General features: G+C 32.4%; 28 protein-coding genes. 10 read left to right on the top strand and 18 right to left on the bottom strand.

Going from position 1 to position 24,540, the window contains the following annotated elements; genetic code table 11:
• The first annotated feature begins 143 nt into the window (after positions 1-143).
• From DFQ02_RS12275 to DFQ02_RS12295, 5 genes are read left to right on the top strand one after another with little or no spacing between them, the layout of a single operon-like run.
• Positions 144-1,043, top strand: coding sequence for a MerR family transcriptional regulator (locus DFQ02_RS12275; protein WP_116524733.1), 900 nt, complete (start codon positions 144-146; stop codon positions 1,041-1,043).
• A gap of 47 nt (positions 1,044-1,090) precedes the next feature.
• Positions 1,091-2,551: a phytoene desaturase family protein gene (locus DFQ02_RS12280; protein WP_116524734.1), complete on the top strand. Its 1,461-nt coding sequence runs from the start codon at positions 1,091-1,093 to the stop codon at positions 2,549-2,551.
• Between the two features lie 2 nt (positions 2,552-2,553).
• Positions 2,554-3,393 (top strand): phytoene/squalene synthase family protein, encoded by an 840-nt coding sequence (locus DFQ02_RS12285; protein WP_116524735.1) that lies wholly within the window; start codon positions 2,554-2,556, stop codon positions 3,391-3,393.
• 17 nt (positions 3,394-3,410) lie between these two features.
• Positions 3,411-3,866 carry a sterol desaturase family protein gene (locus DFQ02_RS12290; protein WP_116524736.1) on the top strand — a complete coding sequence of 152 codons (456 nt, stop codon included), beginning with the start codon at positions 3,411-3,413 and terminating at the stop codon, positions 3,864-3,866.
• On the top strand, positions 3,863-4,564 hold the full coding sequence (locus tag DFQ02_RS12295) for a lycopene cyclase domain-containing protein (protein WP_116524737.1): 702 nt from the start codon (positions 3,863-3,865) through the stop codon (positions 4,562-4,564). Before DFQ02_RS12290 ends, DFQ02_RS12295 begins: the two co-directional genes overlap by 4 nt.
• On the opposite strand, the gene DFQ02_RS12300 is transcribed toward DFQ02_RS12295, so the two are convergent.
• From DFQ02_RS12300 to rpmH, 10 genes are all read right to left on the bottom strand, one after another.
• Positions 4,545-5,510, bottom strand: a complete 966-nt coding sequence (locus DFQ02_RS12300) for a D-2-hydroxyacid dehydrogenase (protein ID WP_116524738.1) — start codon at positions 5,508-5,510, stop codon at positions 4,545-4,547. The genes DFQ02_RS12295 and DFQ02_RS12300 overlap by 20 nt on opposite strands.
• Before the next feature lie 12 nt (positions 5,511-5,522).
• Entirely contained in the window at positions 5,523-6,086 is a 564-nt protein-coding gene (locus DFQ02_RS12305) for a TlpA family protein disulfide reductase (protein WP_116524739.1), read from the bottom strand.
• Positions 6,087-6,179: 93 nt separating this feature from the next.
• Positions 6,180-7,052, bottom strand: coding sequence for an anti-sigma factor (locus tag DFQ02_RS12310; protein ID WP_220340281.1), 873 nt, complete (start codon positions 7,050-7,052; stop codon positions 6,180-6,182).
• A 73-nt stretch (positions 7,053-7,125) separates the two neighbouring features.
• The gene (locus tag DFQ02_RS12315; protein ID WP_116524741.1) at positions 7,126-7,797 is read right to left on the bottom strand and encodes a Crp/Fnr family transcriptional regulator; all 672 of its coding nucleotides are present in this window, start codon (positions 7,795-7,797) and stop codon (positions 7,126-7,128) included.
• Positions 7,798-7,897: 100 nt separating this feature from the next.
• Positions 7,898-8,326 (bottom strand): DUF5606 family protein, encoded by a 429-nt coding sequence (locus DFQ02_RS12320; RefSeq protein ID WP_116524742.1) that lies wholly within the window; start codon positions 8,324-8,326, stop codon positions 7,898-7,900.
• 53 nt (positions 8,327-8,379) lie between these two features.
• Complete coding sequence (gene def / locus DFQ02_RS12325; protein WP_116524743.1) at positions 8,380-8,970, bottom strand: peptide deformylase; 591 nt, start codon at positions 8,968-8,970, stop codon at positions 8,380-8,382.
• Positions 8,971-9,102: 132 nt separating this feature from the next.
• The gene (locus tag DFQ02_RS12330) at positions 9,103-9,678 is read right to left on the bottom strand and encodes a T9SS type A sorting domain-containing protein (protein WP_116524744.1); all 576 of its coding nucleotides are present in this window, start codon (positions 9,676-9,678) and stop codon (positions 9,103-9,105) included.
• Positions 9,679-9,746: 68 nt separating this feature from the next.
• Positions 9,747-10,157 (bottom strand): Holliday junction resolvase RuvX, encoded by a 411-nt coding sequence (gene ruvX, locus DFQ02_RS12335; protein WP_116524745.1) that lies wholly within the window; start codon positions 10,155-10,157, stop codon positions 9,747-9,749.
• A gap of 83 nt (positions 10,158-10,240) precedes the next feature.
• Positions 10,241-13,093, bottom strand: a complete 2,853-nt coding sequence (gene carB / locus DFQ02_RS12340; RefSeq protein WP_116524746.1) for a carbamoyl-phosphate synthase large subunit — start codon at positions 13,091-13,093, stop codon at positions 10,241-10,243.
• Between the two features lie 111 nt (positions 13,094-13,204).
• Complete coding sequence (gene rpmH / locus DFQ02_RS12345) at positions 13,205-13,366, bottom strand: 50S ribosomal protein L34 (RefSeq protein ID WP_027878648.1); 162 nt, start codon at positions 13,364-13,366, stop codon at positions 13,205-13,207.
• 218 nt (positions 13,367-13,584) lie between these two features.
• Between rpmH and DFQ02_RS12350 the strand changes: the two genes are divergently transcribed.
• Positions 13,585-14,163, top strand: coding sequence for a tetratricopeptide repeat protein (locus DFQ02_RS12350; RefSeq protein ID WP_116524747.1), 579 nt, complete (start codon positions 13,585-13,587; stop codon positions 14,161-14,163).
• Positions 14,164-14,347: 184 nt separating this feature from the next.
• On the opposite strand, the gene DFQ02_RS12355 is transcribed toward DFQ02_RS12350, so the two are convergent.
• The gene (locus DFQ02_RS12355) at positions 14,348-15,268 is read right to left on the bottom strand and encodes a lytic transglycosylase domain-containing protein (protein WP_116524748.1); all 921 of its coding nucleotides are present in this window, start codon (positions 15,266-15,268) and stop codon (positions 14,348-14,350) included.
• 35 nt (positions 15,269-15,303) lie between these two features.
• A complete protein-coding gene (locus DFQ02_RS12360; RefSeq protein ID WP_116524749.1) occupies positions 15,304-15,969 on the bottom strand; it encodes an alpha/beta hydrolase in 666 nt (221 codons plus the stop codon).
• Between the two features lie 122 nt (positions 15,970-16,091).
• On the opposite strand from DFQ02_RS12360, the gene DFQ02_RS12365 reads away from it, so the two are divergent.
• Entirely contained in the window at positions 16,092-16,388 is a 297-nt protein-coding gene (locus DFQ02_RS12365; protein ID WP_116524750.1) for an N-acetyltransferase, read from the top strand.
• Between the two features lie 50 nt (positions 16,389-16,438).
• On the opposite strand, the gene DFQ02_RS12370 is transcribed toward DFQ02_RS12365, so the two are convergent.
• On the bottom strand, positions 16,439-16,822 hold the full coding sequence (locus DFQ02_RS12370) for a hypothetical protein (protein ID WP_116524751.1): 384 nt from the start codon (positions 16,820-16,822) through the stop codon (positions 16,439-16,441).
• A gap of 71 nt (positions 16,823-16,893) precedes the next feature.
• The gene (gene mtaB, locus DFQ02_RS12375; protein ID WP_116524752.1) at positions 16,894-18,273 is read right to left on the bottom strand and encodes a tRNA (N(6)-L-threonylcarbamoyladenosine(37)-C(2))-methylthiotransferase MtaB; all 1,380 of its coding nucleotides are present in this window, start codon (positions 18,271-18,273) and stop codon (positions 16,894-16,896) included.
• An 88-nt stretch (positions 18,274-18,361) separates the two neighbouring features.
• On the opposite strand from mtaB, the gene DFQ02_RS12380 reads away from it, so the two are divergent.
• A complete protein-coding gene (locus DFQ02_RS12380) occupies positions 18,362-19,981 on the top strand; it encodes an ABC transporter substrate-binding protein (RefSeq protein ID WP_116524753.1) in 1,620 nt (539 codons plus the stop codon).
• Positions 19,982-20,000: 19 nt separating this feature from the next.
• Here DFQ02_RS12380 and DFQ02_RS12385 read toward each other — a convergent pair whose 3' ends face one another.
• The 4 genes from DFQ02_RS12385 to DFQ02_RS12400 all read right to left on the bottom strand — a co-directional run bounded on the left by DFQ02_RS12385 (position 20,001) and on the right by DFQ02_RS12400 (position 22,826).
• Positions 20,001-20,309 (bottom strand): hypothetical protein, encoded by a 309-nt coding sequence (locus tag DFQ02_RS12385; protein WP_116524754.1) that lies wholly within the window; start codon positions 20,307-20,309, stop codon positions 20,001-20,003.
• A 3-nt stretch (positions 20,310-20,312) separates the two neighbouring features.
• Entirely contained in the window at positions 20,313-21,224 is a 912-nt protein-coding gene (locus tag DFQ02_RS12390) for a TolB family protein (protein WP_116524755.1), read from the bottom strand.
• A 36-nt stretch (positions 21,225-21,260) separates the two neighbouring features.
• Positions 21,261-22,436, bottom strand: coding sequence for a GlmU family protein (locus tag DFQ02_RS12395; protein WP_116524756.1), 1,176 nt, complete (start codon positions 22,434-22,436; stop codon positions 21,261-21,263).
• Between the two features lie 138 nt (positions 22,437-22,574).
• On the bottom strand, positions 22,575-22,826 hold the full coding sequence (locus DFQ02_RS12400) for a type B 50S ribosomal protein L31 (protein WP_116524757.1): 252 nt from the start codon (positions 22,824-22,826) through the stop codon (positions 22,575-22,577).
• Positions 22,827-22,982: 156 nt separating this feature from the next.
• On the opposite strand from DFQ02_RS12400, the gene DFQ02_RS12405 reads away from it, so the two are divergent.
• Positions 22,983-23,498: a DUF4199 domain-containing protein gene (locus tag DFQ02_RS12405; protein ID WP_116524758.1), complete on the top strand. Its 516-nt coding sequence runs from the start codon at positions 22,983-22,985 to the stop codon at positions 23,496-23,498.
• Between the two features lie 47 nt (positions 23,499-23,545).
• Positions 23,546-24,493, top strand: coding sequence for a glycosyltransferase family 2 protein (locus tag DFQ02_RS12410; RefSeq protein ID WP_116524759.1), 948 nt, complete (start codon positions 23,546-23,548; stop codon positions 24,491-24,493).
• Positions 24,494-24,540 lie beyond the last annotated feature (47 nt).

Below are 24,540 nucleotides of genomic sequence, written 5' to 3' on the forward strand. Positions count from 1 at the left end.
ATTTATTTATATTATTGCCGTACACATTATTTGAAACACGTATGTTTTAAGGTTCAGTTTAGTAAAAAAATGAATAAATATTATAATATTTTTGATTGTATATTACAATTTTAGTAATTTTGTTTAATTATTATTGAATATTCATGAACAATATACAAGTCAACTTTAGTATCAAAGATCTTGAAAACCTTACGGGTATTAAGGCACATACCATTAGAATATGGGAGAAGCGCTATAACCTATTGGAACCTAATAGATCTGACACCAATATAAGAAACTACAGCATCGGTAGTCTTCAAAAACTACTGAACATATCATTTTTAAACAACAATGGATTCAAAATTTCTAAAATAGCAAGTCTAGAAGAAGAAGAAATTCCTATCAAAGTACGAGAAATAGCATCCAGAGCAAAGGTTGAAGATCACGCCATCAATGCTTTTAAAATGGCTATGATTAATTTTGACCAAGTCCTTTTTTACAACACCTACAATAATTTGATAGAAAATAAAACATTCAGTGATATTTTTTACACAGTTTTTTTACCATTACTGAATGAAATAGGGATGCTTTGGCAAACAAATACTATTACGCCCTCACAAGAGCATTTTCTTTCAGTTCATATAAAACAGAAGATTCTTTTAAATATTGAAAGATTACAAAGTTTAGAACCTAAACCCAATTCTAAAACATTTGTACTCTATCTCCCAGACAATGAAATACATGATATTGGGTTATTGTTCATAAATTATCAATTACGCAGTAAAGGTTACCACACCATATTTCTAGGAGAAAGCGTTCCCTTAGATAGCTTAACTAGTGTTTTAGAGTTTTTTAATGAGATCACTTTTATTTCCTATTTCACCGTGAATCCTGAGGTAGAAAAAATTCCCGAATACATTGATGAATTCAATGATTTATTATTAAAGGAAAATAACCACAATCTCATGTTATTAGGTCCAAAACTTGAAAGCATAGATAACCTTAACTTACCCAAAAACGTGATTGTTTATCAATCTATTGAAGATTTGGTGAATAATCTATAATCATTATTTTTTTTTGTTAAACTTTTTTTTATTTTTGTTAAACAAATATGAAAAAAAGTATTATAATAATAGGAGCTGGGTTTTCATCGTTAGCTGCCTCTTGCTATCTAGCACAAGCAGGATACGACGTTACTGTTCTTGAAAAGAACAAAACCATTGGTGGTAGAGCAAGACAATTAAAAAAAGATGGTTTTACATTCGATATTGGTCCAACTTGGTATTGGATGCCTGATGTATTTGAGCGTTTTTTTGCAGATTTCAATAAAAAACCGTCTGATTACTACACATTAGAAAAATTAAACCCGGCCTATAGTGTTTATTTTGACAAAGACGAACAAATTACTATTGAAGATTCATTAGATAAAATTTGTAAAACCTTTGAGGATGTTGAGAAAGGTAGCTCTACAAAGCTTAAAAAATTTATTGAAAAAGCTAGGATTAACTATGATATTGCTATAAAGGACTTGGTTTATAAACCAGGAGTTTCTCCTCTAGAACTCATGTCAACGGCTACTATCATGCGCGTCAATCAATTTTTTAGTAACATAAAAAGAGATGTTAGAAAGTCATTTAAAAACATACGCCTGGCACAAATTTTAGAGTTTCCTGTTTTATTTTTAGGTGCAAAACCTAGTAATACACCTTCGTTTTATAATTTTATGAATTATGCCGATTTTGGACTTGGTACTTTTCATCCCAAAAAAGGAATGTATCAAGTTATCTTAGCCATGGAAACATTGGCTAAAGAACTCGGAGTCAATATAAAAACTGGGGCTTCGGTAAAAGAAATCGAGGTTAAATCTGGAAAAGCTAAAGGGGTTATTTCAAACAATGAATTTCTTGGTGCGGATATTATTTTAAGTGGAGCAGATTACTGGCACACTGAAACACTCTTAGAAAAAAAACACAGACAATACTCGGAATCTTATTGGAGTAAAAAAACCTTTGCACCCGCTGCACTTCTATTCTATATTGGCTTTGATAAGAAATTGAAAAATGTAAATCATCACACCCTATTCTTTGATGTAGATTTTGATAAGCATGCATTTGCAATTTATGACAATCCTGAATGGCCAGAAAACCCATTATTTTATGCAAGTTTCCCAAGCATTACCGATGAAAGCAGTGCACCTCAAGGAAAAGAAGCCGGTATATTTTTGATTCCACTGGCACCTGGGCTGGAGGACACCCCTGAATTGAGGCAACTTTATTTTGAAAAAGTTATTAAAAGATTTGAAGATTTAACTTCACAAGAAGTTTCTAAAAACATTCTTTTTAAAGAAAGTTTTTGCATAAATGATTTCATAAAAGATTACAATTCATATAAAGGAAATGCCTACGGGATGGCTAACACCTTAACCCAAACAGCTTTTTTAAGACCTAAACTTAAAAGTAGTAAAGTAAAAAATTTGTATTTTACAGGACAGCTTACTGTTCCTGGTCCTGGGGTACCCCCTTCTCTTATTTCAGGGAAATTGGTATCAGAATTAATAATTAAACACCATTAACTATGAAACAATTATTTGATACGGTATCTTACGCTAGCAGTAAAATGGTTACCAAAACTTACAGCACTTCTTTTTCTATGGCTACCAAAATGCTGGCAAATTCTATTAGGAGTGATATTTATAACATCTACGGATTTGTAAGATTTGCTGATGAAATAGTTGATTCTTTTCATGATTTTGACAAGAAAGTTTTGTTTGATAGGTTCTCAGCAGACTTAGAATATGCCTTAAAAGATAAAATAAGTCTTAACCCTATACTTAATGCTTTTCAACACACCTATCACAAATGCAACATAGACAAACATATGGTTGATGCCTTTATGAAAAGTATGCGCTTAGATTTGTACAAGAAAAATTATCTCACGGATGAGGAGTATAAAGATTATATTTATGGTTCTGCAGATGTGGTTGGTTTAATGTGTTTAAAGGTGTTTGTTAAAGGAGATAATGCTAAATATGAAGACTTGAAAGATACAGCCATGTCTTTAGGTTCTGCATTTCAAAAAGTAAACTTTTTAAGAGATTTAAAGTCAGACCACGATGTTTTAAATCGGAGTTATTTCCCTAATACGGACCTTAATAACTTAAGTGAATTCTCTAAACAAGAAATCATTGAAGATATTGAAAGTGATTTTGCTAAAGGGCTGAGCGGTATTAAACAACTGCCCATGGAAGCTAGATTTGGAGTTTTTATGGCCTACAGGTATTACCGTCAATTACTTAAAAAACTTAAGAAAACACCGGCTCTAAAAATTAAAAGTACCCGTATAAGAGTATCAAATCCAAAAAAAATTGAACTTTTAATGCGGAGTTATGTAAAATATCAGTTAAATTTAATGTGATTTAAATTACCCCCTTTATGCAAACAATTCTTTGGATAATCATATTTTTAGCTGCCTATTGTACTATGGAATTTATGGCGTGGTTTACGCATAAATATATTATGCATGGTTTTTTATGGAGTTTACACAAAGACCACCATAAAAAAGACCATGACAGTTGGTTTGAACGGAATGATCTCTTCTTTATCTTTTATGCTGTTGTTAGTATTTCTTGTATTTTGCTTTGGAAATACAATGATTTTTGGGCTGGTTTACCAATAGGCCTGGGCATTTTAGCCTATGGTATATCTTACTTTGTTGTGCATGATATATTTATTCACCAACGTTTCAAAATGTTCAGAAACGCAAACAACTGGTATGCTAAGGGTGTTAGACGTGCTCACAAAATACATCATAAAAACATTGGCAAAAAAGACAGTGAATGCTTCGGAATGCTTTTTGTACCGTTCAAATACTTTAAAAAAGCTAAATGAATTACTTATACCTTTTTTTAAATATAGGTTCTATAAGTATTCCTTTTTTATTTAGTTTTCACCCAAAACTCAAATTTTACACCCTATGGAAGCCTTTAGTTTTGGGATTAATTATTTCCATGACTATATTTATTCCTTGGGATATTATCTTCACTGTAAAGGGAATTTGGGGTTTTAATAGTGATTATCTTATTGGGAAGCATCTTTTTAATTTACCTATTGAAGAATGGCTTTTTTTTATTTGTATTCCTTATGCTTGCATATTTACACATTACGCGCTTTTATATTACTTTCCTAATCTAAAAGTTTCAAGTAAAAGAACAAAGCCAATTGGTTACTTTTTGATTTTCATTTTCACTATTCTCATAGTTTACAACTACCATAAATGGTACACATTAGTAAACTTTACACTGGCTGTTATTCTTATTTACATGGTTTTAAAGTGGCAACCAAAATTACTAAGTTCTTTTATGTTGACTTTTTTGGTCATGCTCATCCCCTTTTTTATTGTAAACGGTTTGTTGACGGGAAGCTTTATTAAAGACGAAGTAGTATGGTACAACAATGCTGAAAATTTAAATATCAGATTATTTACTATTCCTGTTGAAGATATAGTATATGCATTTTCCCTAATTATAATAAACCTATTTTTTATAGAAAGTTGGGAAGAACGAAAAACTAAGCATTTACAACATTAACAGGAGTACCATTTAAGTATGCTTCTAAATTATTCTTGGTAATATTTAATAATCGTAATCTGGCTTCTTTAGGTGCCCAAGCTATGTGAGGTGTCATTATACAATTCTTAACTTTAAGTAAAGGGTTACTGGCTTTCATAGGCTCTTCTGAAACTACATCAACCGCAGCACCAGATACTTTACCAGAATTAAGGGCTTTAGCTAAATCCTTCTCAACAATCAAACCTCCTCTGGCCGTATTAATTATTTTAACACCATCTTTCATTTTCTCAATATTAGTGGCATTTATCATGCCTTTGGTGCTTTCAAAAAGCGGACAATGTAAACTTATAAAATCAGATTTATTAAATAATTCATCTAACTCTACAAACTTTAAAGTTTCAGTTTCAAACTCAGGTTTCTTAGTTCTGCTATTTACCAAGATTTTCAATCCGAAAGCTTGAGCAACTTTAGAAACACTTTGTCCTATACTTCCAAAACCAATGAGCCCCAGCGTTTTTCCTTCTAATTCAATTAGAGGTGTATTCCAAAAGCAAAAATCTAGAGCACTCACCCAATCTCCATTATGAACTGCATGACTGTGATCACCTATATGGTGACACATCTCAAGTATTAATGCCATGGTAAATTGAGCTACAGATTGCGTGCTGTAACCAGGTACATTTGTAACAATAATTTTTAATGTTTTAGCAAACTCTACATCAACTACATTATAACCGGTTGCAAGAACTCCAATAAATTTAACCCACGGCACATTTTCAAGTACTTCCTTTGGTAAGGGTGTCTTGTTGGTATAAACTATTTCAGCATCTCCAATGGCTTGAATAATATCTTTAGTATCATGAGACGTTCTGTCATGAACTTCTAAATCGCCATATTCTGCTATAGCATCCCAACTTAAGTCTCCAGGATTTAATGTAAAGCCATCTAAAACAACTATTTTCACTTTCCTCTAATTTTATTGTTTAATTAATTCATCTAAAGTATTCCTAACCGATTCGCTATTCCAATTAGCGGCTCCTGTTTTATCTATGACAATCTTTCCTGTTTTATCTATTAAAAATGTTCTTGGAATACCGGTTACGTTAAAGATATTGTTATAATTTGAAACAGACCGATATACTTTAAAGGTATACTTATTTTTTTCAAGAAAAGGTGTTATATCTTTAAACCATTCATCTGAAACAAATACAAATTTAACTTTATCATGATAATCATTATAAAGCTTTTGAAGACTGGGCATTTCTGCAATACATGGCGGACACCAAGTGGCCCAAAAATTGACTAAAACAACCTGCCCTTTAGCGTCCTCAAAACTAAAAACATCTCCATGAACATCTTTTAGCTTCCAAGTATAAGAGGTAATATTTTCTTGTTTCTCGTCGCTTACTTTAGACGGACTTATAAGTGACAACCCTCTATTAACAAATACTTGAATGGGTTTTCTAGTCTGTGGTATAATTAAAGTAGCTACTAAAACTAAAAATATAACATCAGAGATTTTTGGTTTTTTAAATCGCATTTAGTCTATAAAATAAAGAAGCATGGTTTCTACAAAGTAACCATGCCTCAAATCTAAAAAAAACAATTAACCCTGTTAGTATAATAATTAAATTTATCTAGAAACTACTCCTGTTAAACTTTTCACTGGCCCATCTCCCATCATAATAGCTGTATGAGTCATGGCATCAGTAGGCACCATATGCGCCAACGGTTTTAATGTAAAAGGAGCAGCACTATTATCTGGGTCTGGTTCAACCGAAATTACTATTGTTTTTCCTCTTAAGTCTGTAGGGAATGTTAACCCTGCTGGTGCATTTTGCAAATAGTCTTCTCCCGGATACGCTGGTCCATTACCTGCATCACCTTTAAACATTGAAGTTGCTGCGTTATCATCAGCGGCATTAACTGCTGTAAACGTTCCTGTTGTTATTGGTGTTCCATCAAAAACAACCCAACCTTCATATTTCCAACCAGCGTCAAGTGCTGGTAGGTTTAAACCTGCAACCGGACTTCCACTAGAATTATCTAAAAACCAAACACCGCTCTCCTCATTAGTGTCATCTGTATCGGTCGGGGTGGCTAAAATGTATTTACCATAGGAAGCACTAAAATCTCCTACAATACCATTAGAATTTACATTAGCATCATCTCCTGAAAAATCACCTGCTAAAATCTTTGTTGCTGCAGGCGCTGGATCTGTATCTACAGCAGGCTCAATAGAAAGCACAAAAGTTGTTGCGTTTTGTAATTGTTCTTTGTCAACGGTAAACGTTTGAGGAAAACTTACTGAAGTAAATGTTCCTGTAGAAACAGGACTTCCATCAACTATAATCCAGCCCTCATACACATAGTCTGGACCCAAAGCTTCCAATCCATCAAGATTTAAAGTTAATCTTGAAGTTTTTACTGGGTTATCATCATCACTACATGACACCGTTAAAAATCCTAAAGCTATTACAGCTAAAATTACTTTTCTTATCATCATATTAATTTTTTAATGTTATTTAATAATTCAAAATTATATAGTGATGATTTTATAAAATGTTAGCTACCTAACACTAAGCTATTTTTTTATGGATTCTAATCTCTCTTCTGTTAAATTCTATGACATTTTCTTCTTTAAGTTCATTGAGAAGAATATTTAAGGTAGGTCTGGAAGTACCTATTAACGAAGCAATATCCCTTTGTGTATATGGGTGCTTAATAACTTGATCTCCCGTTTTATCACAATCATATCCATAATCTGCACATAGCTCTTCTAAAAACTCAATTAATCTGGTTTTAGCATCTTTAAATAAAAGAATCTGCAAACGTCTTTCTAACCTTTTTAGCTTGAAGCCAATAAGTTTATATATTTTTAAACTAAACGTTTGATTGTCTCTCATTAAACTGTGCATAGTTTCTACACCTACTGGACAAATACTTGTTGCATTATCAACAGATTGAGCAAACTCTTCGCGTTTAGACTCTCCAAAAATGGCTGTTTCTCCAAAGAGCTCACCTCTTGTTAAAATAGCTTTTATCACTTCAGTGCCATCTTCATTGTAATAACCTATTTTAACTTTTCCTTTTTCAATTAAATAGACCTTATTAGCTGAATCTTCTTCAAAATAGATGTAATCTTTCTTTCTATAAGAATCGAAATCGTGATTAGCTTTGTAGTCTTTAAACTTATGTGGGCACAAAACTTTAAATAGGTTTACATCATCAAAAAACCAAAAGGAATTCATTGCATATATTTTTACTCGTTAGTTGGTAGCTTAGGTCGATAAACCCCAGATAATCTTACAAAAAGACATAAAAAAACCTCCTTAAAAGGAGGTTTATACTTTATTCTTCTTCATCTAATTTCTGAACTTCATCACTGTCATCTAAAAAACTCAACATATCATGTTGATGTAATAAATTATACCATTGAATCACCTTTTTAATATCGCTGACATACACTCTATCTTCATCATAATCAGGTAACACATCAAAGAAATATTCTTCAAGTGTATCTTTATTATCTTTTGCCTTTACAGAGGTTGGTTGGCCATTCTCCTTGACTTTAATCTTCTTAAAAACCTCTTTTAAAGGAATTTCTTCTGTCAAAGTATAAATAGCTATTTCACTGAGCACACTTACGTTGGTTTGAATCCCAACCGAAATTCTTTTTTTATCTAACAAAGATTCTGCCACAAAGCCCCCACGTGTTTGAGCTATTAGCTTGTATAAACCTGGTTTCCCAGAAATTGAAAGTACTTTTTCTAAACTCATATTATTTTTTTGACAGGCGCAAATATCTAGCGATTATTATTGTATTGCAAATATTATCGTTTCTTTTTTAGGTCTGGAAAACGCATTCTGTAGTCAATATTTATCTTACCTTTTGAAATATTATTGAGCTTACCTTTAATTAGTCGTTTTTTGAAACTTGAAAGTTTGTCTGTAAACAAAACACCTTCAATATGATCATATTCATGTTGAATAACACGTGCTATTAATCCGTTATATGTTTCTGTATGCTTTTCAAAATTTTCATCGAAATACTCTATAGTTATTTTAGGTTTTCTAAATACATCTTCTCTAACATCTGGAATACTTAAACAGCCCTCATTGAACGCCCATTCATCACCTTCCTCTTCTAAAATAGTAGCATTAATAAACACACGTTTAAAGTCTTTTAGTTGTGTTTGTTCTTCTACACCTAATTGTTCATCATCTGCAAAAGGCTCAGTATCAACAAGAAATAATCTTATGGGCAAACCTATTTGAGGAGCCGCTAAACCAACACCATAAGCGCCATACATAGTTTCAAACATGTTCTCTAAAAGCTTATCAAGTTTAGGATAATCTTTAGTAATTTCTTTAGATTTCTTTTTTAAAACAGGGTCGCCGTATGCTACAATAGGTAAAATCATGAAAAAAATTTGCTTTTTATATGCAAAAATACAACACTAAAAATATATTTGATTACTAATATTAATAAAAAAACTTCCAATATATTGGAAGTTTTTAAAAGTATCTTATAGTATTGTTTAAAGACTATTTTATTACTGCACGACAGCAATTCTTCTGTTGAATGACACACCTTCTGTTGAAATTCTAATTAAATAAATACCTTCTAATAAATTAGAGGTTTTTATTTCTTTCAAATTGTGTCCGCTTATATGTTGCCGTGATATTAGTTTACCCATAACATTATATATACTAACTTCAGTACCTTCAGGTAATCCAAAAGACAAATTAATGGAATTACCCTTATTTAAAGGATTTGGATAAAGTTTCAGTTTTTTATACAAGAACTCAAAATCTTTAATCGGTAAAGTGCCATTATTATATGAGCAAATAAGCCCTCCTCCAAAATCAACATCAAAAACATCTAAATCGCTTGCCTCAGTACCTCCCATGTCTAACTCATAAATAGCAGAGTTTGTATCACATTGAATTCCTGAATAAGTACTACCCTCAATAGTAATCGTGTTAGGCATTTCAAAACAATTTAAGGAATTAGAAGAATCAACAAAAAAAACTTGATCTCCAACATTCAAAGCGTTGGGAGGACAAGATTGAGCCATTAAAAAATTTATTCCAAAGGCAACAAAAAACAAAAAGTAATTTTTTTTCATTAAAAGATGATTTAATTATTCACAATAAAATTAACAAATTTTTCTTACAGTCGAAATAAAAAACTATATTACTTTGAATACAAATAACTTTGAAGAATAATTGTAGCACTAATTTCATCAATCAAAGCTTTATTCTGTCTATCTTTTTTATTCAAACCACTATCTATCATCGTTTGAAAAGCCATTTTAGAAGTAAAGCGTTCATCGACTCTTTTAATAGGAATATTTGAGATTTCTTTATTTAAAACTTCAAGAAACTTAAGGATATGCACCTCACTCTCAGAAGCTGTATTGTCCATATGCTTTGGCTCTCCAATTAAAAACATCTCAACTTGCTCTTTACTGGTGTAATCTTTTAAAAAATTTATTAACTCTTTAGTATTTACTGTTGTTAGACCAGAAGCAATAATTTGTAGTTCATCAGTTACTGCTAAACCTGTTCTCTTTGTTCCGTAATCTATTGCTAAAATGCGTGCCATTAGATTGTTTTGTGCAAAAATAACCAATTTAAAAAAGGCCGCTATTACTCTAAAAGTAAAGCGGCCTTTTTTGTGTTATTTTATTATTTACTCAAGTACATTTTTCTTCTAGAGTACAAATCGTAAAATTCATCATCTTTTAAACTATCAATGAATAGGATACTTTCTCCTGTACTCTTCATTTCAGGACCTAACGTTTTATCCACGTTAGGAAATTTATTAAATGAGAACACTGGCTGTTTAATAGCATAACCTTCTAATTGAGGATTAAATTTAAAATCTTTCACTTTATTCTCCCCGAGCATCAATTTGGTAGCATAATTCACATAAGGCTCTCCATAGGCCTTAGCAATAAACGGAACCGTTCTGGATGCTCTTGGGTTAGCCTCAATGATATAAACCATATCATCTTTAATTGCAAACTGAATATTTATTAATCCTACAGTGTTGAGTGCTAAGGCTATTTTTTTAGTATGATCTTTGATCTGTTGCATTACAAACTCACCTAAGTTAAAAGGAGGTAATGTTGAGTTACTGTCCCCAGAATGTATTCCACATGGTTCTATATGCTCCATAATACCTATAATATAAACCTCTTCACCGTCACAAATAGCATCAGCTTCAGCTTCAATAGCTCCTTCTAAATAATGGTCTAGTAATAACTTGTTATTAGGGATTTTATTTAAAAGACTCACCACATGTTCTTCCAATTCCTTTTCATTAATTACAATCTTCATACCTTGTCCTCCCAATACGTAGGATGGTCTTACTAGAATTGGGAAATCTAACTCTTTAGCCACAGCTAAGGCTTCATCGGCGGTTTCGGCTGTATCAAATTTTGGATACGGAATTCCATTTTCTTTTAAAAGGGTTGAAAAACTTCCTCTATCTTCGGCTAAATCTAATGATTGAAAACTAGTACCAATAATCTTCACACCATACCTGTCTAGTTTCTCTGCTAGTTTTAAAGCTGTTTGACCTCCTAGCTGAACAATGACACCTTCTGGTTTTTCATGTTTTATAATGTCATAAATATGCTCCCAGAAAACTGGTTCAAAATATAACTTATCGGCCGTATCAAAATCTGTTGAAACCGTTTCTGGATTACAGTTAATCATGATGGTTTCATAACCACATTCTTTAGCAGCATAAACCCCATGTACACAACAATAGTCAAACTCAATACCTTGACCTATTCGGTTAGGACCTGAACCTAAAACAATAACTTTTTTCTTGTCTGTAACAACACTTTCGTTATCTGCATAACGGTTGCCATCAGCCGTTTCCATATCACTTTCAAATGTAGAATAATAATACGGAGTTAAAGCTTTAAACTCTGCAGCACAGGTATCAACCAATTTATAAACGCGGTTAACCCCCATTTCCTCGCGTTTCTTATACACCTGACTTTCTAAACAACCAAGCATATGCGCTATTTGTCTGTCACCATAACCTTTTTGTTTAGCTTCAAGCATCAATGGTTTCTCAATAGTATCAATATTGAAGGTAGAAATTTCCTTTTCTAAGAAGTATAATTCTTCATATTGTTTTAAAAACCACATATCTATCTTGGTGATTTCGTGAATTCTACTTAACGGAATACCCATTTTAATGGCATCGTAAATTGTGAATACACGGTCCCATGACGCATATGTTAATTTTTCTATTACTTTATCGTAATTGGTGTTTTCCTTACCATCGGCACCTAATCCATTACGTTTAATTTCAAGTGATTGAGTAGCTTTATGCAATGCCTCTTGGAATGAACGCCCAATACCCATTACCTCTCCTACTGCTTTCATTTGGAGTCCTAGAGTTCTATCAGAACCTTCAAACTTATCAAAATTCCAACGTGGTATTTTTACAATTACATAGTCTAATGTTGGTTCAAATAATGCAGACGTAGATTTTGTAATTTGGTTACTCAATTCATCTAAGTGATACCCTAAAGCTAATTTAGTAGCAATTTTAGCAATTGGATATCCCGTTGCCTTACTTGCCAATGCCGAAGAACGAGATACACGAGGGTTTATTTCAATTGCAATAATCTCTTCTTTTTCATCTGGGCTTACCGCAAACTGAACGTTACATCCACCGGCAAAATCCCCAATACTACGCATCATATGAATGGCCATATCACGCATTTTTTGGTAGGTTCTATCACTTAAAGTCATTGCCGGAGCCACTGTGATGGAATCTCCAGTATGAATTCCCATGGGATCCATATTTTCAATAGAACAGATAATTACAACATTATCATTAGAATCTCTAAGTAACTCTAGCTCATACTCTTTCCACCCAAGTAAGGCCTTATCAATCATAACCTCATGAATTGGTGATATTTCTAGTCCATGGCGCAGTAACTTATCAAAATCTTTTTCATCATAAACAATGGCTGCACCAGCTCCTCCAAGGGTAAAAGACGAGCGAATACACAATGGAAAACCAAATTCTTGAGCTATTTCTTTTCCTTTTAGAAACGAAGATGCTGTGGCTTGGGGTGCCATTCCTATACCTATCCTTTCCATTAATTCTCTAAACTGTTCTCTATCTTCAGTAATATTAATGGCATCAATATTTACACCTATAAGTTCTACTCCAAAATCTTCCCATATCCCTTTTTCATCGGCTTCAATACAAAGGTTTAATGCTGTTTGTCCGCCCATAGTTGGAAGCACCGCATCAATTTGGGGGTGTTCCTTTAAAATCTTAACAATGGATTTTGTAGTTAAGGGCAATAAATACACATGATCTGCCATTGACGGATCTGTCATAATTGTAGCTGGATTGGAATTAATTAAAATAGTTTCAATTCCATCCTCTCGTAACGATCGTAATGATTGTGACCCAGAATAATCGAACTCACATGCTTGCCCAATTACAATCGGGCCCGAACCAATAATTAGTATAGATTTTAAATTAGGATTTTTTGGCATTTTTTTAGTATTCTAGTGTAAATAAATTAGTTGCAAAAATAGTAATTAGAAAACATAAAAAAAGGCGCTACACTTAAGCAACACCTTTAATTTATAAACAATTGTTAATCATTATTTTTTATGTCTTGTTTCAGATGATACAGACAATTTTTTTCTTCCCTTAGCTCTTCTACGTGCAAGTACTTTTCTTCCATTTGCAGAAGCCATTCTTTCTCTGAAACCGTGTTTGTTTCTTCTCTTTCTTTTTGATGGTTGAAACGTTCTTTTACTCATTGTCTTATATCTTTAAATATCTGAAATGTATTTTTTAATTAATCTTGACCCTTGTTCAAAACTGGGTGCAAATATACAAAGGTTTTTTATTTCACAAACCTATTTTAAAAATATTTTTAAAGAAGTTAAAAGAAAAAATTAGTTTCTTTGCATTTCAAAACAAAAGTGCCTTTTGAGCACTTATTCAGAAACTTTTATTTCAAAAAAAATCAATTAAAATGTATCACAAATTCATAAAACTTATAATAGCAGTGGGAATTATAGCGTATGCCATATATCAATTTACAGTAGGTGAAATAGGAAATGGTATTGCTCTACTTTTTTTATCTAGTGTTTTTATATTTCTTTATTTTAAAAACGAAATTATTTTGTTAGCCTTTTTAAGATTACGAAAACAAGATTTTGTTGGGGCTAAAAAGTGGTTAGATAAAATAAAAAATCCTGAAGGGGCTCTAGTAAAGAAGCAGCAAGGTTATTATAATTACTTGCACGGGCTCATGGTGATGCAAGATAACATGAATGATGCCGAAAAATACTTTAAAAAAGCTGTTAGTTTAGGATTATCTATGAAGCATGATTTAGCTATGGCAAAACTAAATCTTGCGGGTATTGCTTTTTCTAAACGAAGAAAACAAGAAGCCCAAAAGCTACTTACCGAAGCACAACAGTTAGATAAACATGGTATGTTGACTGAGCAAATAAAAATGATGAAGCAAAACATGAAGCGTGCCGTAGGCCCTAACCAACATTACGGCACTGGTGGCTCTTTAAGGTCTCAAAAAAGAAAGAGTAGGTAAATACAATTTTAACTACTATCATTCCGAACTTACTTACACTGAATTTAGTTCAGTGTTTCGGAATCTAAAAATCTACAAGAAAGATACTGAAACGACACTTGCACTGCGCTCAGTGTGACAGTTCAGCATGACAAAACTCCTTTTTACTAACACCTCGAGTTTATTTAAGGGGCTAAAATATTAGTCATTGGTAATACCCTTCCTTAGGTATTTCTATCTCGTATAGTTTTCTAGACTTGTTATTAAGGTGCTTTTCACGTAACCAGGGGTTATGAAGCTTTAATATTTTATAATTGATTCCAAACTTACGAGCAAACTGAGAGAAATCAGTGACTGCTGTATCAACTTCTACTTTAAAGGTTGGAATATTGGTATATAAATCTTTATCTCTAAAATTAAACCCATATTTATTAGGGTTAGATAAAATTTCCTTTAAAGCCACAATTCTAAACAGGTAACGCCCTGTTTCTTCGCCCAATAATAAATCGTAATAATTAGATACATTCTGTTCATTTAACCTACGAGAAACACCCGCTTTACCAGCATTATAAGCAGCTGCAGCTAAGGTCCAAGACCCTAAGCTTTCTTTAGCCTCAAGAAGATATTTACAAGCAACTTCGGTAGCCTTTTCTAGGTGGTAACGTTCATCTACATTATCATTTACTTCTAAGCCATTTTCTCTGCCTGTGGCCTTCATAATTTGCCAAACGCCTCTGGCTCCTGCCGGGGAAACAGCGTTGGTTAAACCACTTTCAATAACCGCGAGGTATTTAAAATCGTCTGGTACCCCATGTTTGGCTAAAATAGGTTCAATTATTGGAAAGTACTTTTTAGACCGCTTAAACATCAATAACCCATTAGACTGCCAATAGGTATTTACAAGCAACTCTCTATCCATACGTTCTAAAATATCGGGGTTCCCTAAAGGCATTGGTTCTCCCGCAAAGTCCAAATCATTTGGAACTTGTAAGGCATAAACGTTATAATCGTTTATTAATTTCCTTTCAAAATTCTCATCGGTAGGTGCGTCTTGGAGGGCATAAATAAATAAAACACATAAACTTAACAATCCCACGCACGCTAAAAGGCGTTCTGCTATCTTCATCATTAAAAGTTTTGCCTAAAATTAACAAAAAAGCCTTAATCTTTTAAAATAATATCGGTTAAATGTTCATTAAACCACTTATACCTATTAATTATCATAATATGGGTTCCTTTGGGAATAATAATACAATCTTGAATGTATTTAATAGGAAAAACGGCATCGTTATCACCGTGAATATGAACAATACCTTTAATTGGCTCTTGTTGTTCCCAACCTACCATATTCCTTATTGCCCAATCTAAATATTGTGTATCATTTACTGATAGAAATTTTTTATATAGTTTTAATCGTTTGGTGAAATTTTTTCCGAATGCATATTTTTCTAAAACATCAATTTTACTGGCTAATTGGGTTGGTAACAATTTATATGCACCAGTAGTATCGGCCAATTGCATATGCATTGGTATTTCATCTCTAGACTTTACGCTAGACACAATAATAAGCTTTTTTATTTTTAAAAACTTACTCATTTCCTGAACCAAAACCCCTCCAAATGAAACTCCTAATAACACAACATTTTCATGACAAATATTTTTGGTCATTCTAAAGGCATACGCACTAAGTAATTCGTTTTGATGAGGAAGTACCCATTCTAAATAATGTAGTTTAAATTTATCTTTAGGTAGTGTAATATTTTCAAAAATTAATGGACTTGCAGCCATTCCTGGCATTAAGTAAACGTGTATTAACTCTTGACTCATAAGGTATTAACTTAAATTTTTCTTTAAACTACCGTTTTTTTTTAGTAAATTTGTCATCTAAAACTAGACAAACCCTGTGTTTGCTTTTTGAATTCTCCGCTTAAATTAAAAAAAATTTACAAATGGTTGATGTTGCTGAATTAACAGATAATGATTTTTTACGTCAATTTGAAATTAAAGTTGATGACCAATTAGCAAAAATTGAATATTCTTTACAAGAGCGTAAGATATTTTTAACTAAACTAATTATCCCCGAAGAAATTAAAGACGAGGATTTTAAAAAAGAATTTATTGCTGCTGTTTTTGAACAAATTGAAGAACGCAATTTGAGTGTGGTTCCTACAAGTCCAGAAATAGCAAGATTTGTTAGAGCTAACCGAAAATACAAGCGCATGTTACCTGTGGGTGTTAGAATCTGACTTTAGAAAAAAATAAAAATCCGAAGTTTTTAGACTTCGTATTTTTATTATCAATAATTTTGAGTATTGTCTGATATCTTACTAAAAGGTTTGTCTTGAAGTATATTTAATACAAGTTCCCCTTTGGAATTTAATAGATAAACATCTTCGTTTACATCATTTTTAATTACACTAATTTCATCCCCCAGTATTTCCCATTTAAATTCAGAAACAGTTGAAGTCATTTCCCCCGTATCAAATGTATTTGAGTTTACACTTAAACCAGAATGATCTGATGCAAAAACCAATTTACTAGAACTATTAAATTCTGGATTGCTATCCATTCTTTCCCAAACTCCCACAAGAGTGTCATTTAGGCTAATTTCATCTTTTGAACAAGAGGTAACCATAACCACTAGTAAAAGAAAATATAATTTATTGAATAAGTTTTTCATGTTTTGGGGCTTAACTTATAACCCAAATGTATCTTAAGTATGCAGTCTACACCTAATAAAATCGTTTAAAATCAAGAAACTGCGTTTTTCAGTGCTTTTTTAGAATCTTCATCTGCACTAATTACTTCTAAAAACTCAAAACGCACCAAACCATCTTTATCTATCTTGGTGAGTTCTACTGTATGTAAAGTATTAACCAATTCTGGATTCCAAGGTGTTTTTACCTTTACATAATTTTCTGTAAATCCATGAATGAAGCCTTCTTTGTTTTCACTTTCAAACAATACTGTTCTAATGCTCCCAACCTGGCTTTCATAAAATGCCCGACGCTTTTTAACCGATAAACCACGTAACATTTTACTACGTTTACTCCTTACATTATGGGGTACAACACCATTCATTTCAATGGCTTCCGTATTATCTCTTTCAGAATAAGTAAACACATGCAAATACGAAATATTCAACTCATTTAAAAAGTTGTATGTTTCTAAAAAGTGTTGGTCTGTTTCGCCTGGAAAACCAACTATAACATCTACTCCAATACAAGCATGAGGCATCACTTCTTTTATTTTAGATACCCTATCAACATAGAGCTCTCTCAAATAACGCCGCTTCATTTTCTTTAGAATCTCATTGCTACCACTTTGTAGGGGTATATGAAAATGAGGCACAAATGCTCTGGATTTTGACACCAAATCAATAGTTTCATTTTTTAATAGATTGGGTTCAATGGAAGAAATACGCAAGCGCTCTATACCCTCAACCTTATCCAGTTCTGTTACCAAATCTAAAAAGGTATGTTCATGCTTTTTGTTACCAAATTCGCCTTTACCGTAATCACCAATATTAACGCCTGTAAGAACTATTTCCTTGATATTTTGAGTCGAAATTTCTCGGGCATTTTTCAATACATTATCCATGGTATCACTTCGTGAAATACCTCTAGCTAAAGGAATGGTACAGTAGGTACATTTGTAATCACAACCATCTTGAACTTTCAAAAAAGCTCTTGTTCTATCTCCTATGGAATAGGAACCTACGTAGAAATCTGCTTCTTCAATTTCACAGGAATGAACTTCACCAACTCCTTTACTCCTCTCAGGATGACTTAATAAATCATTTAAATAGCTTGTAACATTAAATTTTTCGGTAGCCCCTAAAACTAAATCCACCCCATTAACATCTGCCAATTCATAAGGTTTTAATTGCGCATAACATCCAATAGCAATCACAAAAGCATTTTCATTAGCTTTATGAGCTTGCTTAACAATGGTCTTAAAACGCTTGTCGGCATTTTCAGTTACAGAACAAGTGTTAATAACATAGATATCGGCTTTTTCAGAAAAATCCACACGATCAAAGCCTTCACTTTTAAAGCTTCTGGCTATGGTTGAAGTTTCAGAAAAGTTAAGCTTACAGCCTAAGGTATAAAATGCAACTTTTTTGTTCATTATATTTTGTAACTCGTAACTTGTTTCAGGACCTTTTAAAATTTATCTTTACCGTTAAAAGACTGCAAATTTACAACTAATTAGTTATATGATAAAACCTTTAGCAAATCAAATAAAAACTTGTTTATCAATTAGTTGTATTGTTTTTTTAATTTTTTCTTGCAAAAAAAATTCAACCACAGATAAAGACCATCTGGTATTTAGGTACAATGAATACGCCAATATAAATACTCTAGACCCCGCCTTTTCAAGAACACTACAAGACAATTCTATTAACAACCAGCTTTACAATGGCTTGGTTCAATTAGATGATTCTTTGAACATTAAACCATGTATTGCCAAAAGCTGGAGCGTTTCTAACAAGGCTACTACTTATAGTTTCAACTTAAGGAACGATGTGTATTTTCATAAACACGTTTTGTTTGGTCAAGACTCAACGAGAGCCGTTGTAGCTAAAGATTTTGAATACAGTTTAAACAGACTCAGAAATAAAAAATTAGCGGCTCCAGGAAGCTGGGTATTAAACAACGTTAAAAATTTTAAAGCCATAAACGACACTATTTTTCATATTGAATTAAAGCAACCTTTTCCAGCTTTTATTGGTTTGTTAACTATGAAATACTGCTCGGTAGTACCAAAAGAAATTGTTGAGCATTACGGCATTAATTTTAGATCGAACCCCATAGGTACAGGTCCTTTTAAGTTTAAGAGATGGGAAGAGAATGTTAAACTCGTTCTAAGAAAAAATAAAAACTACTTTGAAAAAGATTCTGAAGGCCGTCAATTGCCTTATTTAGAAGCTGTGGCTTTAACATTTTTACCTGATAAACAGAGTGAATTTTTACAATTTGCTCAAGGTAATATTGATTTTTTAAGAAGTTTGGACGCTTCATATAAAGATGAATTATTAACAGCCAATGGGCGTTTACGGGATAAATACGCTAATTCCATCAATATGATTCGTGGTCCTTATTTGAATACAGAGTATCTTGGATTTTATCTGGATTCTGAAACACCAGAAATTCAATCAAAACTTATACGAAAAGCCATAAATTACGGTTTTGATAGAAAAAAAATGATGACATACTTAAGAAATGGGATTGGTAACCCTGCACATGGAGGTTTTATTCCTATGGGGCTTCCAGGGTATAGTGAATCTATTGGCTTTACTTACCAACCCCAAAAAGCCAAACAATTGATAGCACAGTTTAAAAGCGAAAGCGGAATAGTTGATCCTGAAATCACCTTGGTGACTACTAGTAATTACTTAAGTTTTTGTGAGTTCATTCAGCGTGAGCTTGAAAAAGCTGGGTTAACTATTAACGTTGATGTTATGCCAGAAGCCTCATTGCGTAGCGCCCGCTCTAATGGAAAAATAGATATGTTTAGAAGCTCTTGGATAGCCGATTATTTAGACGCCGAAAACTATCTTTCTATTTTCTACAGTAAAAATTTTGCTCCTAATGGCTCTAATTATTTCCATTTTAAAAATGAAACTGTTGATAGTCTTTACAACAAAGCTTTTTCTATTACTGACATTGCTAAACGTAAACGTATTTATAAGACTATCGATTCTTTAGCTATGGACCAAGCCATTATGGTTCCGTTATTTTATGATGAGGTGGTACGTTTTACACAAAAAAATATTAAAGGATTAGGTATAAACCCTATTGATTTATTGGATTTAAGACGTGTACAAAAAAACTAAAGCTCCTCAGGATTCTTACCTATATCTTGAATTTCGTCCTTAACAACGATAACTGATTTTTTCCACTTATTTCTAAAATCACATAGAATCCCCAAACAGCAAGCAATCCTGCAGGAATACCAAGTAAATTCCAGCCAAAGTTATTATCCCAGTCTATTCCCCAGTCAAATATAAAATCTAATAGTCCTAATATAAGTCCTAGTACAAAAGCCGCAGCATAATAAACTATGATACTTAAAATAGCATATAACCATTTATTTTGGTCATATTCAATGGACAAATCATAAAAACGTTTTCCAATAAAATAGATAAGCAGTAATCCTAACATAAGTTAATTTTTAGTAAAATAATAAACATCATCATCCCCTTTTCCTTCTGGTCTTTTAGAAGATAAAAAACCAGATGCTTCAGCATCAAAAGTAATCAATGAAAAATCATCTTTAACACTGTTTAAAGGCTTAGGTAATTTTTCTGCTTTTGCAAATGTACCAGTTTCCTTCATTACACTTTTATAAATATCATATCCGCCATATCCGCTGGGTCTGTTTGATGCAAAATATAATGTATTATCATTGGTTATTACTGGAAACATTTCCCTGCTATATGAGTTCACTTCGCTCCCTAAGTTCTCTGGTTCAGTGTAAGTTTGATTATCTAAAATAGATACTTTAAAAATATCCGAACCTCCTTTAGTAGTTTCTTTACCGCCTCTAAAATTTGCCGTAAAATAAAGTGTTTTCCCATCGCTACTTAATGATGGATGCGCATAAGAATATTTTGGCTTACAAAAAGGTAATACTTTGAAATTAGTCCAACCTAAATCCTCTTTATATTCTCCAACTTCTATATGAAAGTTGTTTATATTAAAATCACCTTTTGGTTTATTCTTATTTGTATATCTAATGGTAATATAAATACGTTTTCCATCAGGAGAAATAGCAGCACTTGTTATGTGAGATTTATTTTGCTTAGAATCAATTTTTATTGGATGGACATTTTGAATATCTCCAGTAGCATCGATAATACCTTTATAAACACCAAATGTAGACTCTCCTTGAAATTGTTGTACCCTTCCTTTTTTATCGAGCAGAAAAGATGTTAAAACAACCTCACCATTAGATGTTGGCATCAATCCAAAGTGCGGAAATTCATTATTTAATTGAATGTTTGTAACAGTATATTCTTCAGATTGTGAAAAAGAGAGAAACCCAAAGAAAAAGATTACGGGGCATAAACGTTTCATAACTTATCCTTATTAGCTCTAAAGTTACTAAAAGCTTTATTCACGTCTAAATTTTTTGGTTTCCTCAAAAACATGCTCCAAAATTTGCTTGTCCTGTTCTGTTAATTCCTCATCACGTCTTGCCATAACAACTTTAGCAACTTCAAAAGCCTTCTTAGTTAAATAGGTTGTAAAACCACCACTGCCACCCCAACAAAAACTTGGCACAAAATTTCTTGGAAAACCACTACTATAAATATTGGCACTAACCCCTACTACTGTTCCAGTATTAAACATGGTATTGATACCAGCTTTACTATGATCTCCCATTATAAGTCCACAAAACTGTAATCCAGTTTTAGCGAACCCCTCTGTATCGTAATTCCACAACCTAACTTCTGCATAATTATTCTTTAAATTAGAGGTATTAGTATCAGCTCCCAAATTACACCATTCCCCTAAAACCGAATTACCTAAAAAGCCATCATGACCTTTACTAGAATACCCAAAAATTACAGAGTTATCAACTTCACCTCCAACTTTACAATAAGGGCCTATAGTTGTTGGTCCATAAATTTTGGCTGCCATTTTTACAATAGCATTTTCACAAAGGGCAAAAGGCCCTCTAATCATGGAACCTTCCATAATTTCGGTGTTTTTACCTATATAAATAGGACCTTTTTCTGCATTTAAGGAGCATAGTGGCAATTTTGCTCCTTCTTCAATAAAAATATTATCAGAGTGAAAGGCTACCGTAGTTTCCGGTATAGGTTGTGATTTTTTATCTTTTGTGATTAAATCAAAATCTTCTTGAATAGCTTCTCCGTTTTTTGAAAAAATATCCCAAGTATTTTCAATTTTTAAACAACCGTCTTCAAATTCAATAGCCTGAAAGGTATTGAAATCAATATCTTCCTGACTCTCTTTTGAATAAAAGGCAATAACATCTTCTCCTTTAAAAATAGCTTGATTTTCTTCTAAGTTTCGTATCATTTCAACCAATTCCAAGTTAGGAAGATAAGATGCATTTATCATGATATTATCATCCATTTCAACCATTGGAAATTTATCAGATAGATAATCTTCGGTTACGGTAGTTGTGGTAGTATCCAAATAAGTTTCCCACTTCTGACGAATGGTTAAAATACCAATTCTAATATCAGCCACTGGGCGCGTGTAAGTTAAAGGCAATAAATTATTTCTTGACGGACCATCAAATAGAATATAATTCATGAGGAAATTTAAGTTCAAAGTTTAAGGCGTTTTTCGTCTATAAACTCTAGTTACAAAACCAAAAGTAGCTTAAATGCAGACAATAAAAAAGCCTTTCTGTATTAGAAAGGCTCAATGGTATTATATAATCGTTTAAGTTTACTTTTTAAACTTAGCGTATTTAGTTTTAAATTTATCAATACGTCCTGCAGTATCTACTAATTTAGATTTACCAGTATAGTATGGGTGCGATGTTCTTGAAATTTCCATTTTAACTAGCGGATACTCGACACCATCAACCTCAATAGTTTCATTAGTTTCGGCTGTAGATTTTGTTAAAAACACATCATCATTAGACATATCTTTAAATGCTACTAATCTATAATTTTCTGGATGTATACCTTTTTTCATCGCTTTACGCTTTAAATCTTTAATTTTTCGAGGTGCAAATTTAAGTATTTTTTATAAATTCACAACACTTTTTACTAATTTTTATTTCAACTTTTTGTGTAACTAATTGGTATCTTTGAATACTTACTTTTCAACTAACATTAAAAATTCTTTTTCATGGAAACGAAGGAACTTACACCAGGTAAATTTGGAGTTAATTTTGGGCTGATTTTAGGGGGAGTTATGCTAATTATATCAATTATTATGTATGCAACCGATATGCCTTTTAAAGGTATTCAGTGGCCAGTTTATTTGTACTATATAGCATTCCCCTTAACTATAATATATACTATAAGTCAGTTTAAAAAACAAAACAATGGGCTTTTAAGTTTAGGAGAAGCAATGAAAACAGGAATTGTAGTTGCTTTAATTAGTGCGCTTGTATATGTTTTATATGTATTCATTTTCAATTATGTAATTGACCCAACATATAATTCAAAAATCATTGATTTTGCTACCGAACAAATCGCTGCATCCGAAGCTCCTGTTGAAACAAAGGAAGCGCAATTAAAAATGATTGAGTTCTTTTCTTCACCAACAATGGGTAGCGTATTTTGGGTTGCAATGAGTTTGTTTTTTGGTCTTTTATATTCTCTAATTGGTGGTTTAGTAATGAAAAGAGCGAATGAATAAATAATTTCCCTACTTTTGAAATCACCAAAAATTTTGAAATATCATAAATGGATATATCTGTAGTTATACCACTACTTAACGAACAAGACTCATTAAAAGAATTACATGATTGGATTGTAAAAGTTATGCAGTCCAATCATTTTTCATATGAAATTATTTTTATTGATGACGGAAGCACCGATGATTCTTGGAAGGTTATTTCTAATCTAGCCACAAAAAACAATAATGTAAAAGGTATTCGGTTTTTAAAAAACTTTGGGAAATCTCAAGCGTTACATGCTGGTTTTGACAAAGCTCAAGGGAATGTTGTTATTACTATGGATGCCGATTTACAAGACAACCCAGATGAAATCCCAGAGCTTTACAATATGATTGTTAATGAAAGATTTGATTTAGTTTCTGGTTGGAAAAAGAAACGCTATGATTCTGTTGTAACAAAAAATATGCCTTCCAAATTATTTAATTGGGCAGCCAGAAAAACTTCGGGGGTTAAACTGCATGATTTCAATTGCGGATTGAAGGCATACCATAGTAATGTTGTTAAAAATATTGACGTTAATGGCGAGATGCATCGCTATATACCTGTGCTTTCTAAAAATGCTGGATTTACAAAAATTGGTGAAAAAATAGTTAAACATCAGGCCAGAAAATATGGTGTTACTAAATTTGGAATGAACCGGTTTTTGCATGGTTTCCTAGATCTAATTACTATTTGGTTTATTTCTAGATTTGGCAAACGTCCCATGCACTTGTTTGGAGCCTTAGGGGTGTTAATGTTTTTAATAGGTCTTGGCTTTGCTTTGTATTTGGGAATTGATAAACTATATTTAAATAAAACCGGGAGGTTAATTACAGAGCGCCCTCAATTTTATATTGCACTCTCTACCATGGTTATTGGCACCCAGTTTTTTGTTGCTGGTTTTTTAGGCGAAATCGTTTTACGCTCCAGGCAAGATAAAAAACGTTACTTAATTAAAGACGAATTGAATCTATAAAAATATACGAAAACTGTTTTTTGTTGAGGAAGTAAAGCATTCAAAAC

This window comes from Seonamhaeicola aphaedonensis (assembly GCF_003386195.1).
Lineage (GTDB): Bacteria > Bacteroidota > Bacteroidia > Flavobacteriales > Flavobacteriaceae > Seonamhaeicola > Seonamhaeicola aphaedonensis.

Bases quoted from the DNA above. Each gene is read 5' to 3' on its own strand.
- DFQ02_RS12275 (WP_116524733.1), top strand. From the start codon at position 144: ATGAACAATATACAAGTCAACTTTAGTATCAAAGATCTTGAAAACCTT.
- DFQ02_RS12280 (WP_116524734.1), top strand. From the start codon at position 1,091: ATGAAAAAAAGTATTATAATAATAGGAGCTGGGTTTTCATCGTTAGCT.
- DFQ02_RS12285 (WP_116524735.1), top strand. From the start codon at position 2,554: ATGAAACAATTATTTGATACGGTATCTTACGCTAGCAGTAAAATGGTT.
- DFQ02_RS12290 (WP_116524736.1), top strand. From the start codon at position 3,411: ATGCAAACAATTCTTTGGATAATCATATTTTTAGCTGCCTATTGTACT.
- DFQ02_RS12295 (WP_116524737.1), top strand. From the start codon at position 3,863: ATGAATTACTTATACCTTTTTTTAAATATAGGTTCTATAAGTATTCCT.
- DFQ02_RS12305 (WP_116524739.1), bottom strand. From the start codon at position 6,086: ATGCGATTTAAAAAACCAAAAATCTCTGATGTTATATTTTTAGTTTTA.
- DFQ02_RS12310 (WP_220340281.1), bottom strand. From the start codon at position 7,052: ATGATGATAAGAAAAGTAATTTTAGCTGTAATAGCTTTAGGATTTTTA.
- DFQ02_RS12315 (WP_116524741.1), bottom strand. From the start codon at position 7,797: ATGAATTCCTTTTGGTTTTTTGATGATGTAAACCTATTTAAAGTTTTG.
- DFQ02_RS12320 (WP_116524742.1), bottom strand. From the start codon at position 8,326: ATGAGTTTAGAAAAAGTACTTTCAATTTCTGGGAAACCAGGTTTATAC.
- def (WP_116524743.1), bottom strand. From the start codon at position 8,970: ATGATTTTACCTATTGTAGCATACGGCGACCCTGTTTTAAAAAAGAAA.
- DFQ02_RS12330 (WP_116524744.1), bottom strand. From the start codon at position 9,678: ATGAAAAAAAATTACTTTTTGTTTTTTGTTGCCTTTGGAATAAATTTT.
- ruvX (WP_116524745.1), bottom strand. From the start codon at position 10,157: ATGGCACGCATTTTAGCAATAGATTACGGAACAAAGAGAACAGGTTTA.
- carB (WP_116524746.1), bottom strand. From the start codon at position 13,093: ATGCCAAAAAATCCTAATTTAAAATCTATACTAATTATTGGTTCGGGC.
- rpmH (WP_027878648.1), bottom strand. From the start codon at position 13,366: ATGAGTAAAAGAACGTTTCAACCATCAAAAAGAAAGAGAAGAAACAAA.
- DFQ02_RS12350 (WP_116524747.1), top strand. From the start codon at position 13,585: ATGTATCACAAATTCATAAAACTTATAATAGCAGTGGGAATTATAGCG.
- DFQ02_RS12355 (WP_116524748.1), bottom strand. From the start codon at position 15,268: ATGAAGATAGCAGAACGCCTTTTAGCGTGCGTGGGATTGTTAAGTTTA.
- DFQ02_RS12360 (WP_116524749.1), bottom strand. From the start codon at position 15,969: ATGAGTCAAGAGTTAATACACGTTTACTTAATGCCAGGAATGGCTGCA.
- DFQ02_RS12365 (WP_116524750.1), top strand. From the start codon at position 16,092: ATGGTTGATGTTGCTGAATTAACAGATAATGATTTTTTACGTCAATTT.
- DFQ02_RS12370 (WP_116524751.1), bottom strand. From the start codon at position 16,822: ATGAAAAACTTATTCAATAAATTATATTTTCTTTTACTAGTGGTTATG.
- mtaB (WP_116524752.1), bottom strand. From the start codon at position 18,273: ATGAACAAAAAAGTTGCATTTTATACCTTAGGCTGTAAGCTTAACTTT.
- DFQ02_RS12380 (WP_116524753.1), top strand. From the start codon at position 18,362: ATGATAAAACCTTTAGCAAATCAAATAAAAACTTGTTTATCAATTAGT.
- DFQ02_RS12385 (WP_116524754.1), bottom strand. From the start codon at position 20,309: ATGTTAGGATTACTGCTTATCTATTTTATTGGAAAACGTTTTTATGAT.
- DFQ02_RS12390 (WP_116524755.1), bottom strand. From the start codon at position 21,224: ATGAAACGTTTATGCCCCGTAATCTTTTTCTTTGGGTTTCTCTCTTTT.
- DFQ02_RS12395 (WP_116524756.1), bottom strand. From the start codon at position 22,436: ATGAATTATATTCTATTTGATGGTCCGTCAAGAAATAATTTATTGCCT.
- DFQ02_RS12400 (WP_116524757.1), bottom strand. From the start codon at position 22,826: ATGAAAAAAGGTATACATCCAGAAAATTATAGATTAGTAGCATTTAAA.
- DFQ02_RS12405 (WP_116524758.1), top strand. From the start codon at position 22,983: ATGGAAACGAAGGAACTTACACCAGGTAAATTTGGAGTTAATTTTGGG.
- DFQ02_RS12410 (WP_116524759.1), top strand. From the start codon at position 23,546: ATGGATATATCTGTAGTTATACCACTACTTAACGAACAAGACTCATTA.